The sequence below is a fragment of the Bailinhaonella thermotolerans genome (assembly GCF_003594875.1).
GTDB lineage: Bacteria > Actinomycetota > Actinomycetes > Streptosporangiales > Streptosporangiaceae > Bailinhaonella > Bailinhaonella thermotolerans.
On the sequence record NZ_QZEY01000002.1, the window covers coordinates 691,511 to 705,076 of the forward strand.

Here is a 13,566-nt window from a genome sequence, read left to right on the forward strand (position 1 = left end):
TCAGGTCGCGCGGACCGCGGCGTACCTGCCCTGTGCATTCTGGCATGGCGCTGCGATCCATACGGCCCCCTCCCGGCGGGTTGGTCTCCACCCTAGGCCGCTGAAAGCAGTACTGCGTACGTTCAGAGGCCACCGAGACCCGAAAGCAACGCATATGTTCGCTCTTGTCAATCCCCCTTTGCGGGAAAAGGCACGTGCACAGCGAGAACCGTGACGTCGTCATCCTGCTCGTAACCGGACAACATGCGGTCCACGAGGAAGTCCAGAAGCATGTGCGGACTGCTCACCACCTCCGGCGGCGCGTCGGTCGCGACGGACACGAGTTCGTCCAGGCCGGCGTGGAGCCCGCGCTTGCGGTTCTCGACCAGGCCGTCGGAGTAGAGCACGGCCGTGCTGCCGGGCGGGACGCAGAACCGGAACTGCCTGCGGGTCGTCGGCCACCCCAGCGGCGTGCCGGGCTCCCCGTCGCACAGCGTGGCCTCGCCGGTCGCCGACACCAGCAGCGGCGGCGGGTGCCCGGCCAGCGCCAGCATCCCCTCGCCGGTGCCGGGCTCCACCACCATGTACGCCAGGGACGTGACCTGCTCCTCGTCCTCGGTGGCGTCGAAGACCCGATCGAGGCCGGTGAGCACGGCGGCGGGCGGCGGGTTGGTCAGCGCGAGCGCCCGCATGGCGTTGCGGATGCGGCCCATGCCCGCCGCGGCCTTCACGCCCTTGCCCATGACGTCGCCCACCACCGCGGCGACCCGCTGGTCCTGCAGGACGAACGCGTCGTACCAGTCGCCGCCGACCTGGACGTGGCGGCTGCCGGAGCGGAACCGCTGGGCCAGCACCAGGCCCGGGACCACGGGCATGCGGTCGGGCAGCAGACTGCGCTGGAGCGTCTCGGCGGTGCGGTGCTCGCGCTCGAACAGCGTGGCGCGCTCCACCGCGAGGGCGCACTGCCCGGCCAGCGCCTCCAGGAAGACGCCGTCCTCCTGGGAGATCTTGCGGGGCCGCGTGAAGGAGAACCGGAGCGCGCCCAGCGCCCGCCCGGCGGCCAGCAGCGGCAGCCCCACCCAGGCCTGCTCGTCGGTGAGCCGCAGGAAGTTGTCCACCTCCTCGGTCTCGGCGCCCGCCTCCACGAGCTGGCTGCGCAGGATCTGGGGCGTCTCCGCGAACACCGGCCTGCGGCTGTTGACCGCCATCGTCATGACGCTGGAGTGGGTGAGCGGTATCTCCTCGCGCGGCATGCCGGGCACGTCCGGCATGCCCGCGTTGTTGATCACCCGCAGGGTGCCCAGGTCGGGGTCGAGCAGGGCCACGGCGCTGCGGTCGGCGGCGAGCGCCGACCGGCCGACGTCGATGATCACCTGGACGACCTGCTCGACGGTGAGCGCCTCGGCGAGCATCGAGGTCGCCCCCTGCAACCGCGCCGTGCGCAGCGCCGCGGCGGAGAGCTGGTCGGTCAGGCGGGCCCGCATCTCCTCGGCCTCGCGCTGGGCCGTGACGTCGGTGTTGGCGCCCACCCACTCGGTGATCTCGTCGTTCTCGGTGATGGGGACGGCGCGGACGTCGAAGTGGCGGTATCCGCTGGCGCGCGTGCGCACCCGGTAGCCGGCGTCGAAGACCGTGCTGCCCTCCAGGGCGGCGCGCCAGGCCTGCTCGGTGCGCTCCCGGTCGTCGGGGTGCACGGCGTCGAGCCAGCCGCCGGAGAAGTACTCCTCCTCGCTCTGGCCGGTGATCGCCCGCCACTGCGGCGAGTCCACGATCACCCGGCCCCGCGCGTCGGTGATCCACACCACCTGGGCGTTGGACTCGACCAGCGAGCGGTAACGGCCCTCGTTGCGGCGGAGCTCCTCGGCGGCGCGCTGCCGGTCGGTGATGTCCACGCCGGTCATCGCCACGGCGGCCACCTCGCCGCCGGCGCCGCGGAGCGGGAACCAGGTCGCGGCCCACTGGCGCTCCTCGCCCGAGGACGAGCGGAACCGCAGGCAGGCGTGCGTCTCGGTGTCCCGCTCCAGCACCTCGCGGACGGGGGCGTCGAACTGGCCGGCGAGGTCGGCGCCGAGCGCCTCGGCGGGGGCGCGGCCCCGCAGCTCCTCGGCCGGCGCTCCGAGGAGACCGGCCAGCGCGGAGTTCACCCGGGCGAAGCGCCCGTCGGCGCCGAAGACGGCGAACACGTGCGGCGCCTCCGACAGCAGGCCCCGGACCAGGGCGGAGTCCGAGAGGTCCACATCCGGCTCCCTTGGACGTGGCACGGAAGTGTCGGTGCTCACCGGGGGCACCTCCGTCGCGTGCCAGGGTCTCCCACGAGGCACATCTCCATCGCAGCGGGTGAACACGAGCAGGTTAGCGGTTGGGGACCCGGCCGCGATAGCGGCGGGTCAGGTCTACATCATCCGTGATCCCCGGGGGCGGGCGGAAGCCCCGCGGCGAGGCCCGCGCCCGGAAACCGCCGCGCGGCTCCCCGTCCAGGCCCGGGACCCGGTCCCCCGGCGGAGTACGGGAATCCTGTCGGGCCGGGCCGGCCCGGTCACGCGTTCAGCTTGCCACGGAGGGTTGACACCGCGCTCCAGGGCGATGGAATTAGGCGGGAAGACCCTGGTTTGCGAGGAACCCGTTCACGTCTGCTTTGCGAGGATAGCCGTCCATGACCGCTCTCGCCCCTCGTTTCCCCGGTGACATGCCCGCCGCCCGGGCCCGGGTCCGCGCCCGGCTGGCGGCCGAGTTCCTGACCGTCCCCGTGGACACCGTGGACCGCTACGTCTGCGACGTGTGGATATGCGCCGAGCATCTGGGGGTGGAGGCCACTCCCCCGGTCGTCGAGCGGATCGCCAGGGAGCGCCTCCTCGGCCTGATCCACTCCGAGCCGCCCTCCAGCCGCCCCCACTGAGCCCACTGAGCCCACTGAGCCCACTGAGCCCACTGAGCCTCCCGCGCGAAGGCCGCCACTCCGGGCCGCCCGGCCGGACCCGCCGGGCCCGCCTCAGGCGCTCCGGGCAGCCCCCTTTCGTCCCGGTACGGCGCCGCCGCGGGCTCCCCCGGCGTACGGTGGGGGCGGGGCGCGGGTGGGGCGGGGTGACCCGGCATGGGTGGTTCTCGGAAGGACTGGGGCGGGCGTTTTGGGTAGAAGATCCGGATTTGGGGGGAGGCGGCACGCCGGAAGAAGCTCTACAGCGGGGCGTTCGGTGAACGGCGATGTTCTAATGGTGACTGTGCCTCGTCCCCCCTCTCCGCTGAGGTATTCCGCGTGAGCCGCCGACGCCGCCGTCAGGACTTCGATCCGCCGCCGCCCGACGGCGTCTTCGACGAGATGCTCAAGGCCGCCAGGGAGCTGCTGGCCGTGCGCAGCCCGCTCGACGCCGAGCTGATGGTCTCCGACATGCTCGGGGCCTGGTGGGGCAAGCGGCTGCGCCGCGGCGACGTGGAGCAGATCCTCGGCGAGGGCCTCGTCGACTACGCCGCCAAGGCCGGTTCGCCCGCGGCGCTGTCGCTGCTGGTCGCGGTCGCCTACCTGGGCACCTCCCGGCAGGCGGCCAAGGCCGAGGGCGCGGCCCTGGCGCTCATGGAGTCCGGCGTGGCCCGGCCCCGGTGGGCCGACTGGGTGGGCGCGGTCAAGCCGTCGGCCTGCTACGTCTCGCGCGACGCCTACGGCGACCAGGACCAGGTCGTGTGCACCTTCTCCTACAACCCCGAGGCCGACCCCGAGGGCGAGCAGCACGCCCTGGTCGTGCTCGTGGACTACAACAAGCACGGCACGGCGCGCGACGTGTGGGTGTCCTCGCACGTGGACAAGCTGCTGGAGCAGGCCCGCCAGGAGGCCGAGGGCAACCCGCTGCTGCGGTTCGAGGAGATCGAGCCCAAGCAGGCGCGGGCGCTGCTGGAGTCCGCCATGAAGGCCACCGCGGAGCACCGGTCCCCGCAGGTCACCGAGAGCTACAGCGCCTACCACGCCTTCGCGCGGGCGCGGATCAAGGCGCTGCCGCCCGGCCGCAAGCGCCCCGCGCCGCTGTTCACCGAAGGCCCCTACAGCCGGGACCGGCGGGCGATGCTGGCGGCGGAGTTCCTGGCCTCGCCCGAGGCGGAGAGCCTGTCGGACCCGTCGGCCGCCTCCCGGTGCGCCGACCACATCATCGACTACGGCTGCGACGAGGACTTCAACCGGCCGTTGCGGATCAGCCCGCTCAAGAGCGAGACGTTCCTGCTGGACTGGCTGCCGCGCAAGGTCATGCTGAGCCCGGCCGAGCAGGAGGCGATCCCGCACGTCCTGGCCGCCTGGGTGCGGTGGGCGCAGCGGCGGATCAAGCTGCCCGAGGAGGGCCTGAAGGCCACGCTCGACGCGGTCTGGGAGGCCACCGGCAAGTTCGCCGAGGCCTACCGCGACCCGACCACGTTCGGCCTGGAGCGCTCCCTGGTCGAGCGGCTCCTGCCCGACGGGGACCTGTCCGCGCTGGCCCGGCGGGCGTTCGCGTTCCCCCTCCTGCAGGGGCGGCACGGCACGGTGGACCTGGACGGCCTCGACCCGGCCAAGGACGCCGACCGGCGCATCCTGCTGGAGCTCGACCACGTCCACGAGCGCCACCGCGAGGACCTGGACGAGCACCTCGCCTGGCACGAGGAGATCGCGGCCCGCCTCTGGGAGGGCGACCCGCCCGAGCTCTGGGAGGCCGCCCAGCGCCTCCTGGACCTCGGCCACGACCGCCACGAGGTCCTCCACATCCTCATCGAAATCGTCGAGCGCATAGGGGACGACCCCGAGGAGCTCGCCTCCGCCCTCGACGACCTCGCCGAGCTCCCCGACGAGTGGCCCCCCGCCTTCGGCCGCTGACCCCGCCGCCCGCCCGGGGCGAACGGCCCCGGCCGCCCCTCCATCCCGATCGTCCCGTCCGGCCGCGCCCCGGGTCCTCGCCGCGTACGGCCGGGCGGCGACCGGGCCCGTGACCGCCGGCGCCCGCGCCGAGCCCTGACGCGCACCCCGGCGGGGAAGGGCCCGCCCCGCCGTTCCCGGCCCGGGGAGCGAGACCCCGGCCCGGAGCCGCGGACGGCGCGCGGGGCGGGGACGACGCGGGGGGACGGCGCGGGAACCCCGAGACGACGCCGCGGCCGCCCGCCACGCGGCGCGACCGCCCGCCACGCGGCGCGACCGCGGGACCCGGGGGCCGCCGCCGCCCGGCCACGAGGGGTGGCGTCCCGTTGAGGACCACTGGCGACGCGGGGACCCGGGGGACGCGCGGGCGGGGACGTCGGGGAGGCTGGGGACGCCGGTGTGACGGACGGAGGGTGACGATGGCGTGGTTGCTGCTGGCGGGGGCGATCGTGGCGGAGGTCCTGGCGACCTCGGCGCTGAAGCTGAGCGACGGGTTCGCGCACAAGGGGTGGACCGTCGTCGTGGCCGTGGGCTACATCGCGTCGTTCTCGATGCTGGCGCAGGCCCTGAAGCTGCAGCTCCAGGTCAGCGTGGCGTACGCGATCTGGTCCGGGGCCGGGACGGCGGCGATCGCGCTGATCGGGATGATGTTCCTCAAGGAGCCGATCACCCCGCTGAAGGCCCTGGGGCTCGTCCTGATCATCGCGGGGGCCGTGGTGCTCAACCTGGCCCAGCCGCACTGAACCCCCGGCCGCGCTGAACCCCGGCCGCGCCGAACCCCGGCCGCCCGGCGCGCCACGCCCCGGCGGGCGCTCCGCCGTACCGGCCCCGACCGAACATGATTCCAGTCGCTGGTGCATCATGTGATCAAGGATTTGGCGCGCGCGGAGGGGTCGTGATGGCAGAGGCGTTCTATGTGCCGCTCGCTGAGGGGCGGTTCCGGTCCACGGAGAGCACCCAGGGGCCGTGGCATCCGGAGCAGCAGCACATGGGGCCGGTGACGGCGCTGCTCGCCCGCGAGCTGGAGCTGACCGCGCCGCGGCCGGAGATGTCGATCGCGCAGCTCACCGTGGACGTGCTCGCGCCGGTGCCGCTGGCCGAGCTGACGGTCAGGACGGAGGTCGTGCGCGACGGCAAGCGCGTGCAGTGCCTGGCCGCCGAGGTGTCGGGCCAGGGCCGCACCCTCGTCCGGGCCCGGGCCTGGCGGATCCGGGAGAGCGGCACGGAGGAGGCGGCGACCCCGCGCCGCCCGGTCCCCGCGCCGGTGGAGGACGGGCTCCCGCCGGGGCCCTCGTCGATGTTCCGGGGGTTCGGGTACGCCGAGGCGCTCGAATGGCGGTTCCTGCACGGGGTGGACTCGCTCGGGCCCGCGGTCGCGTGGGGGCGCCTGCGCGGGGCGGTGGTCGAGGGCGAGGAGCCGTCCCCGCTGCAGCGGGTCGCGGTGTTCGCCGACAGCGGGAACGGCATCAGCCACACCATCGACTTCACGGCGTACCTCTTCGTGAACGTGGACCTGTCGATCAGCCTCTACCGGCGGCCCGAGGGCCCCTGGATCTGCCTGGACGCCGCGACCGAGATCGGCCCGCAGGGGCGCGGCCTGACCCGGACCGGCCTGTTCGACGAGTCCGGCGAGGTCGGCGTGTCCACGCAGACACTCTTCGTCGGCCTCCGCCCCTGACCCGTCCCCGCCCCCTCCACGGCGTGCCGTACGGCTTGGGCGCCTTTCCGGGGGATGATCCGGATTCGTCCCCGGCCGCACTAGAGTCGTTCGCCGTACGGTCGGGCTCGGGCGGGCGGGGGAATCGGTGGACTTCATGGTGTTCGTCCTCCTGGCGGGCGGCGTGTTCACCCTTGTGCTGGCGTTCGCGTCGGTGGCCGGGCGGCTGCTCGGGCTGCCGTTCGGGCGGGTGCGAACGCTGCTGGCCGGGCTGCTGGCGTTCCTGGTCGCCGGGCCGCTGTTCCGGGCGATGGCCGGGTCGGTGGACCCGGACGACGACAGGCTGGCCCCGCTGTGGTTCCTGCTGCTCGGCGCGGCCGTCGCCGTGCTCGCGGGCATGGTCTTCCTGGCGCTCGCCGAGGTCCTGGTGCCCACGGGCTCGGTGCCGGGGCCGCTGGAGCTCGTCCGCGGCCTGCGCTCCCGTACGGCGCGCGCCCGCCGCTACTCCCAGATCGTCCGCATCGCGATCCGCCACGGCCTCGGGCCGTACCTGCGGGGCCGGGGACGGCCGGGCGGCGCGGGCGGCGCGGGCGGGCGGGCGCGGCTGGCGCGGTCGCTGCGGGAGGCGCTGGACGACGGCGGCGTGACGTTCGTCAAGCTCGGGCAGGTGCTGTCCACCCGGCGCGACCTGCTGCCCGCCGAGTTCGCCGACGAGCTGCGCGGACTCCAGGACCGGGTCGCTCCGGCGGAGTGGGCCCAGGTGGAGGCGGTGCTGACGCGCGAGCTGGGCGCCCCGGTGGACGAGGTGTTCGCCGAGTTCGACCGGACGCCCCTGGCCGCCGCGTCGATCGCGCAGGTCCACGCGGCGCGGCTGCGGACCGGCGAGCGGGTCGTGGTCAAGGTGCGGCGGCCGGGCATCGCCTCGGTGGTCGAGCGCGACCTGGACATCGTGGCGCGGCTGGCGCGCACGCTGGAGCAGCGCACCCGCTGGGGCCGCTCGCTGGGCGCGCGGGAGCTGGCGGCCGGGTTCGCGCAGGCCGTGCGCGAGGAGCTGGACTTCCGGGTCGAGGCGGCCAACATGGCGGCGGTGCGGCAGGGCGGCTCGGGCGGGGACGCGGTGGTGTTCCCCGCGCCGCACGAGCCGCTGTGCACCTCGGCGGTGCTGGTGATGGAGCGGCTGGACGGCACGCCGCTGGCGGACGTGCCGGCGGGCGAGCGGCCGGAGCTGGCGCGGACGCTGTTCGACTGCCTGCTGCGGCAGATCCTCGTGGAGGGCGTGTTCCACGCCGACCCGCACCCGGGCAACGTGCTGGTGCTGGGCGACGGGCGGCTCGGGCTGCTGGACTTCGGCTCGGTGGGGCGCCTGGACGGGGCGCTGCGCGACTCGCTCCGGCGGCTGCTGCTGGCGCTGGACCGGGGCGACCCGCTCGGCGTCGGCGACGCGCTGCTGGAGGTGGCGCCGGGGCCGGAGGGGCCCGGGGAGCAGGCGCTCGAACGCGCCCTCGGCCGGTTCATGGCCCGGCACCTGGCCCCCGGCAGCGTTCCGGGGGTGCGCATGTTCACCGACCTGTTCCGCGTGGTGGCCGAGCACCGGCTGGCGATCCCGCCGGAGGTGGCCGCCGTGTTCCGGGCGCTGGCCACGGTCGAGGGGACGCTCGCGCGCCTGTCCCCCGGCTTCGACATCGTCGCCGAGGCGCGGCGCTTCGGGGCGGCGTACGTCACCGAGGGGCTGGACGTGCGCGACGCGGTGCAGAAGGAGCTGGGGGCGCTGCTGCCGATGCTGCGGCGGCTCCCGCGCCGGGTGGAGCGGATCGCCGGGGCGGTGGAGAGCGGGCGGCTGAGCGTGAACGTGCGGCTGTTCGCCGACGAGCGGGACCGGCGGCACGTCACCGGCCTGCTGCACCAGGTGCTGCTGACGGTCCTGGGCGCGACGGCCGGGATCATGGCGGTGCTCCTGCTCGGGACGGCGGGCGGGCCGCCGCTGACCGGCACGACCAGCCTGTACCAGTTCCTGGGGTACTGCCTGCTGGTGATCTCGTCGGTCCTCGTGCTCCGGGTCCTGGTGATCATCTTCCGGCGCGTGGAGTGAGGCTCCCGACATTTCCCGGTATTTCCGGACCTACCAGTGGCGAATACCCGGCGTAATCGGATCCCCGGCAGGGAACCCTCTGGGACATGGACGGCCTCTTCCGGTCCCAGAACCCCGCCGGACTGGTCCCCGCCGCGGCCCGGGCGCTGTTCCGCGCGGGCACGCGGCCCGGGACCACCAGCGGCTGGTGCCACGGTCACGTGCAGGCCAACATGCTGGCCGTGCCGCGCGACCTCGCCTTCGACGCGCTGCTGTTCGCCTGGCGCAACCCGCGGGCCTGCCCGCTGATCGACGTCACCGATCCCGGCGACCCGTGCCCGCGGACCGCCGCCCCGCACGCCGACCTGCGCACCGACCTGCCCGCCTACGTCGTCTACCGTGACGGGGAGCCCGTCGCCACCCTCGAGGACGCCGTCCCCGCCTGGCGCGAGGACATGGTGGGGCTGCTCACCGGGTGCAGCTTCACCGCCGAGGACGCGCTACTCGCCGCCGGGATCCCGCTGCGGCACCTGGAGCAGGACCGCAACGTGCCGATGTACGTCACCAACCGGCGCTGCGCCCCCACCCGCCGGCTGTCCGGGCCGCTCGTCGTCTCCATGCGCTTCGTCCCCCGGGACCTCGTCGGGGCGGCGGCGGAGGTGACCGGCGCGCTCCCGCTGGCGCACGGCGGGCCCGTCCACGCCGGCGACCCCGCCGCGCTCGGCATCGCGGACCTGGACAAGCCCGACTTCGGCGACGCCGTACGGCCGCGCGACGGCGACGTGCCGGTGTTCTGGGCGTGCGGGGTGACGCTGCAGGCTGTCATCATGTCCTCCCGTCCGGAGTACGCGGTGACGCACGCGCCGGGCAGGATGTTCATCACGGACCTGGCGAGCTGACCGCCGCGTGCCGATCGCGGCGGCCGGCCGGGACGAGCCGACCGAGACGAGGAGTCCTCCCTGAGCGCGACGACCGGGACCGGGGACACGCCCGGCACGCCGATCATCGACCTGAACGCCGACCTCGGCGAGAGCTTCGGGGTCTGGCGGCTCGGCGACGACGAAGCCCTGCTCGGCGTGGTGACCAGCGCCAACGTGGCGTGCGGCTTCCACGCGGGCGATCCGCTCATCATGCGGCGCACGTGCGAGGCCGCGGTGGAGCGCGGCGTGGCGATCGGGGCGCAGGTCTCCTACCGGGACCTGGCCGGGTTCGGCCGCCGCGAGATGGACGTCGCCCCCGAGGAGCTGACCGCCGACGTCCTCTACCAGCTCGCCGCGCTCGACGGCGTCGCGCGCGCGGCGGGCGGCCGGGTCTCCTACGTCAAGCCGCACGGGGCGCTCTACAACCGGGCCGCCCGCGACCCCGCGCAGGCGGCCGCGGTCCTGGCGGCCGTCGCAGCGTACGACCGGTCGCTGCCCGTCCTCACCCTGCCCGGCTCCGCGGTCGAGCGGGCCGCGCCGCCGTACGGGATCACGGTCGTGGGCGAGTGCTTCGCCGACCGGGCCTACACGCCGGAGGGCGGGCTCGTCTCGCGGCGGCTGCCCGGGGCGGTGATCGAGGACGCCGGGCAGGTCGCCGCGCGCTCGGTGCGCATGGCGGCCGAGGGCCTGGTCACCGCGGCCGACGGCTCGGAGGTGCCCGTGGCCGCCCGGTCGATCTGCGTGCACGGCGACACCCCGGGCGCCGTACGGCTGGCGCGGGCCGTGCGGGACGCGCTGGAGGCGGCCGGGGTGCGCGTGGAGGCGTTCGCGACGTGATCCGCAGGGTGGGCGAGCACGCCCTGCTCGTCGAGACCGCGGACCTGGCCGAGGCGCACCGGATCGACGCCCGGCTGCGCGCGGACCGGCCGGCGGGGGTGACCGAGATCGTCCCGGGGCCGCGCACGGTGCTCGTCGTCGCGCCCGGCGCCGACCTCGCGCGGCTGCGCGCCCGCCTCGGCGAGCTGGAGCGCGGGGGGAACGGCGACCCCGCCGCCGGGATCGGCGAGGTCGTGGAGATCCCCGTGGTGTACGACGGGGCCGACCTGGCCGAGACCGCGCGGCTGGCCGGGCTGGACGTGGACGAGGTGATCGCGCGGCACACCGGGACGGAGCTGACCGTGGGATGGCTGGGGTTCGCCCCGGGGTTCGCCTACCTCACCGGGCTCGACCCGGCGCTGCGCGTGCCCCGGCTGGACACGCCCCGCACCGCCGTGCCCGCCGGGTCGGTCGCGATCGCCGGGGAGCACTCGGCGGTGTACCCCTCGGCGTCGCCGGGCGGGTGGCGGCTGCTGGGGCGGACCGGCACGCGGGTGTGGGACCTGGCCGCCGATCCCCCGGCGCTGCTGCGGCCCGGGATGCGGGTGAGGTTCCGGCGTGCCGGCGGGTGAGGGCGGGGCCGCCCGGACGGTCGAGGTGGTGCGCCCGGGGCCGTACGCGACCGTGCAGGACCTGGGCCGGCCCGGGTACGCCCACCTCGGCGTGCCCCGGTCGGGGGCCGCGGACGCGGAGGCGCTGCGGCTGGCGAACCGGCTGCTCGGGAACGCCGAGGACGCGGCGGGGATCGAGCTGACCTTCGGCGGGGCGTGCCTGCGCTTCCCCTCCGGCGGGTGGGCGGCCGTGACCGGGGCGCCGTGCGGGCCGCCGGCAGGGACGCCGCTGTGGGTGCGCCCCGGGGAGAGCCTGGCGTTCGGCGCGCCGCGCGCGGGGGCCCGGACGTACGTCGCGGTGCGCGGCGGGATCGCGGTCGAGCCGGTGCTCGGCAGCCGGTCCACGGACTCGCTGTCCGGCCTCGGGCCGCCCCCGCTCGCGCCGGGCGACGTGCTGCCGGTGGGGCGGGCGGCGGGCGAGATCACCGTGGACGTGGCCCCGGTGCGGCCCATCCCGGAGCGGCCCGTGCTGCGGCTGGTGCCCGGGCCGCGCGAGGACTGGTTCGCGGCGGACGCGCTGGAGGTCCTGTGCGCCTCGCCGTACACCGTCCAGCCGGCGAGCAACCGGGTGGGGGTGCGGCTGTCGGGGCCGGAGGTGAAGCGGGCGCGCGGCGGGGAGCTGCCCAGCGAGGGGATGGTCCTCGGCGCGGTGCAGGTGCCGCCGAGCGGGCAGCCGATCGTCTTCCTGGCCGACCACCCGACCACCGGGGGCTACCCGGTGATCGGCGTGGTCACGGCCGCGGCCGCCGGGCTCGCCGCCCAGCTCCGCCCCGGCCAGGAGGTCCGCTTCGCCCTGGCCTGACCGGGTCGTACGGCGGGCCGCCCGCCGGCGCGCCCGCCGTCAGCGGGTGAAGCCGATGTCGGCGTAGCGCAGCGAGTAGAAGCCGCGGGCGCCGACGTTGGCCAGGGTGTTCTTGACCGCGTAGTTCTGCGGGCGCTGGTAGAGCGTGAGGACTCCCATCTCGTTCCAGAGCAGCTTGTCGGCCTCGTTGGTGAGCGTGCGGGCCTTGGCGGGGTCGAGCTCGCTGATCGCCCTGTCCATCGCGGCGTCCACCTGGGGGCTGCCGACGCGGGAGAGGTTGGCCCCCCACTGCCTGCCGGAGGCGCCGGTCACGGCGTTGGCGTAGTTGCCGCGGGCGCCGGAGGCCGGGAACGGGTTGCCGATGTACGCGAAGGCCGTCATGTCGTAGTTGCCGGGGATGATGTACTTCGTGAAGTAGTCGTCGCTCGGCACGGTCTCGATGCTCAGCTTCACCCCGATCTGCTGGAGCATCGACATGGCGATCTCCGCCTCCGAGCGGGTGAGCTGGACGCCCGAGGGCACCACGAACCGCACGGTCAGCGGCTTGCCGTTCTTCACGCGCTGGTTCCCCTGCATGCGCCACCCGGCCTGGTCGAGCAGCCGGCCCGCCTGCGCGGCGTCGTACTTGGCGGGCTGGGCGCCGTTGGCCTGGTAGCCCTCCTGGGTGTTCATGAAGAAGTGGTTGTCCAGCAGCGTGATCGGCCAGTTCAGGCCCTGCAGGTCGGACTGGGCGATGGCCTGCCGGTTGATCGCCATCGCCAGCGCCCGCCGGACGTTCACGTCCGACAGCGTGGGGCTCTCGCCGTTGAGGTGGAAGTGCCGGTAGTCGGGCCCGGCGGCCTGCCGTACGACGGCTCCCTGGGCGCCCCGGGCGCGCTGGTAGTCGGCGGCCGAGGGGCCCACGTCGAAGAGGTCCACCTCGCCGTTGGTGAACGCGCCCACCTGCGCGTCCGACTCCATGCTGCGGAAGACGATGGAGTCGAGCTTGGGCTTGTCGCCCCACCACGCGGGATCGCGCACGAGCGTGGTGGTCTTGGCGGTCTTGTCGAAGGACTGGAACTTGAAGGGGCCCGCCGTCACCGGGATCTTGCCGACGTAGCCCTTGTTGAACTGCTCGGGGGTCTCGTTCGCCGACGCCGGGTAGAGCGGGGTGATGTAGAAGAGGGACTGCCACTCACCGAACGGGCGGCTGAAGGTGACCACGGCCTGCCGGTCGTCCTTGCCCCGCTCGACGCTCTCGATGTCGCGGTAGCCGGTGGTGTCGGCGGGCTGGTAGGCGCCGTTCTTGCCGTTGAGCGCCTTCCACTGCGCCGCGAGGTCCCGCCAGGTGATCGGCTTGCCGTCGCTCCACTTGGACTTGGGGTTGAGGGTGTAGGTGACGACCTGCTTGGGCTTGGTGGCGGTGATCTTGGCGTCGGTGAGGTAGTCGGGGTTGGGCGTCACCTTGCCCTTCTCGTCCGACCGGAACAGGCTCGGCATCAGCGCGTTGATCACCAGGAGGGCGTTGGCCAGGTTGCCGTCCACGTGGTTGGCGTTCCACTGCGTGGGGAACTCGTTGATCGCCCAGCGCAGCACGCCGCCGTCCTTGACCTTGTCGCGCGGCTGCGGGTTGATGTCGAACGCCTTGGCCTTCGCCCCGCCCCTGGGCGCGGACGTCGGCGACTGGCCCGACTCCTTCTGGTTCCCGCACGCGGACAGCCCGGTCGCCGCCAGCACGAGCGCCAGGACCGCCCCGGCGGCCCTCCCCCGACGAGTCTTCACAGGTCCTCCCTGGTCTTTCGGC

At 74.6% G+C, this 13,566-nt stretch carries 11 protein-coding genes; 9 read left to right on the top strand and 2 right to left on the bottom strand.

The genetic code is table 11. The features are described from left to right. Positions 1-167: 167 nt before the first annotated feature. The gene (locus tag D5H75_RS08270) at positions 168-2,216 is read right to left on the bottom strand and encodes a SpoIIE family protein phosphatase (protein ID WP_242454057.1); all 2,049 of its coding nucleotides are present in this window, start codon (positions 2,214-2,216) and stop codon (positions 168-170) included. 416 nt (positions 2,217-2,632) lie between these two features. Here D5H75_RS08270 and D5H75_RS08275 point away from each other — a divergent pair, with 416 nt between their 5' ends. The 9 genes from D5H75_RS08275 to D5H75_RS08315 all read left to right on the top strand — a co-directional run bounded on the left by D5H75_RS08275 (position 2,633) and on the right by D5H75_RS08315 (position 11,783). Next, positions 2,633-2,875 carry a hypothetical protein gene (locus D5H75_RS08275; protein WP_242454058.1) on the top strand — a complete coding sequence of 81 codons (243 nt, stop codon included), beginning with the start codon at positions 2,633-2,635 and terminating at the stop codon, positions 2,873-2,875. A gap of 420 nt (positions 2,876-3,295) precedes the next feature. Beyond that, positions 3,296-4,810, top strand: a complete 1,515-nt coding sequence (locus D5H75_RS08280) for a hypothetical protein (RefSeq protein WP_119925971.1) — start codon at positions 3,296-3,298, stop codon at positions 4,808-4,810. A 458-nt stretch (positions 4,811-5,268) separates the two neighbouring features. Continuing rightward, a complete protein-coding gene (locus D5H75_RS08285; RefSeq protein WP_119925720.1) occupies positions 5,269-5,592 on the top strand; it encodes a DMT family transporter in 324 nt (107 codons plus the stop codon). 155 nt (positions 5,593-5,747) lie between these two features. Next, positions 5,748-6,527: a thioesterase family protein gene (locus D5H75_RS08290; RefSeq protein WP_202637930.1), complete on the top strand. Its 780-nt coding sequence runs from the start codon at positions 5,748-5,750 to the stop codon at positions 6,525-6,527. Positions 6,528-6,663: 136 nt separating this feature from the next. Then, entirely contained in the window at positions 6,664-8,595 is a 1,932-nt protein-coding gene (locus D5H75_RS08295; RefSeq protein ID WP_119925972.1) for an ABC1 kinase family protein, read from the top strand. A gap of 86 nt (positions 8,596-8,681) precedes the next feature. Beyond that, positions 8,682-9,473, top strand: coding sequence for a putative hydro-lyase (locus D5H75_RS08300; protein WP_119925722.1), 792 nt, complete (start codon positions 8,682-8,684; stop codon positions 9,471-9,473). Between the two features lie 102 nt (positions 9,474-9,575). Beyond that, on the top strand, positions 9,576-10,331 hold the full coding sequence (locus D5H75_RS08305) for a LamB/YcsF family protein (protein ID WP_242454097.1): 756 nt from the start codon (positions 9,576-9,578) through the stop codon (positions 10,329-10,331). Next, positions 10,328-10,942, top strand: a complete 615-nt coding sequence (locus D5H75_RS08310; protein ID WP_119925724.1) for a 5-oxoprolinase subunit B family protein — start codon at positions 10,328-10,330, stop codon at positions 10,940-10,942. The genes D5H75_RS08305 and D5H75_RS08310 overlap by 4 nt, the downstream gene beginning before the upstream one ends. Beyond that, complete coding sequence (locus D5H75_RS08315) at positions 10,929-11,783, top strand: 5-oxoprolinase subunit C family protein (RefSeq protein WP_119925725.1); 855 nt, start codon at positions 10,929-10,931, stop codon at positions 11,781-11,783. Before D5H75_RS08310 ends, D5H75_RS08315 begins: the two co-directional genes overlap by 14 nt. A gap of 39 nt (positions 11,784-11,822) precedes the next feature. Here D5H75_RS08315 and D5H75_RS08320 read toward each other — a convergent pair whose 3' ends face one another. After that, the gene (locus D5H75_RS08320) at positions 11,823-13,544 is read right to left on the bottom strand and encodes an ABC transporter family substrate-binding protein (protein ID WP_242454059.1); all 1,722 of its coding nucleotides are present in this window, start codon (positions 13,542-13,544) and stop codon (positions 11,823-11,825) included. Positions 13,545-13,566 lie beyond the last annotated feature (22 nt).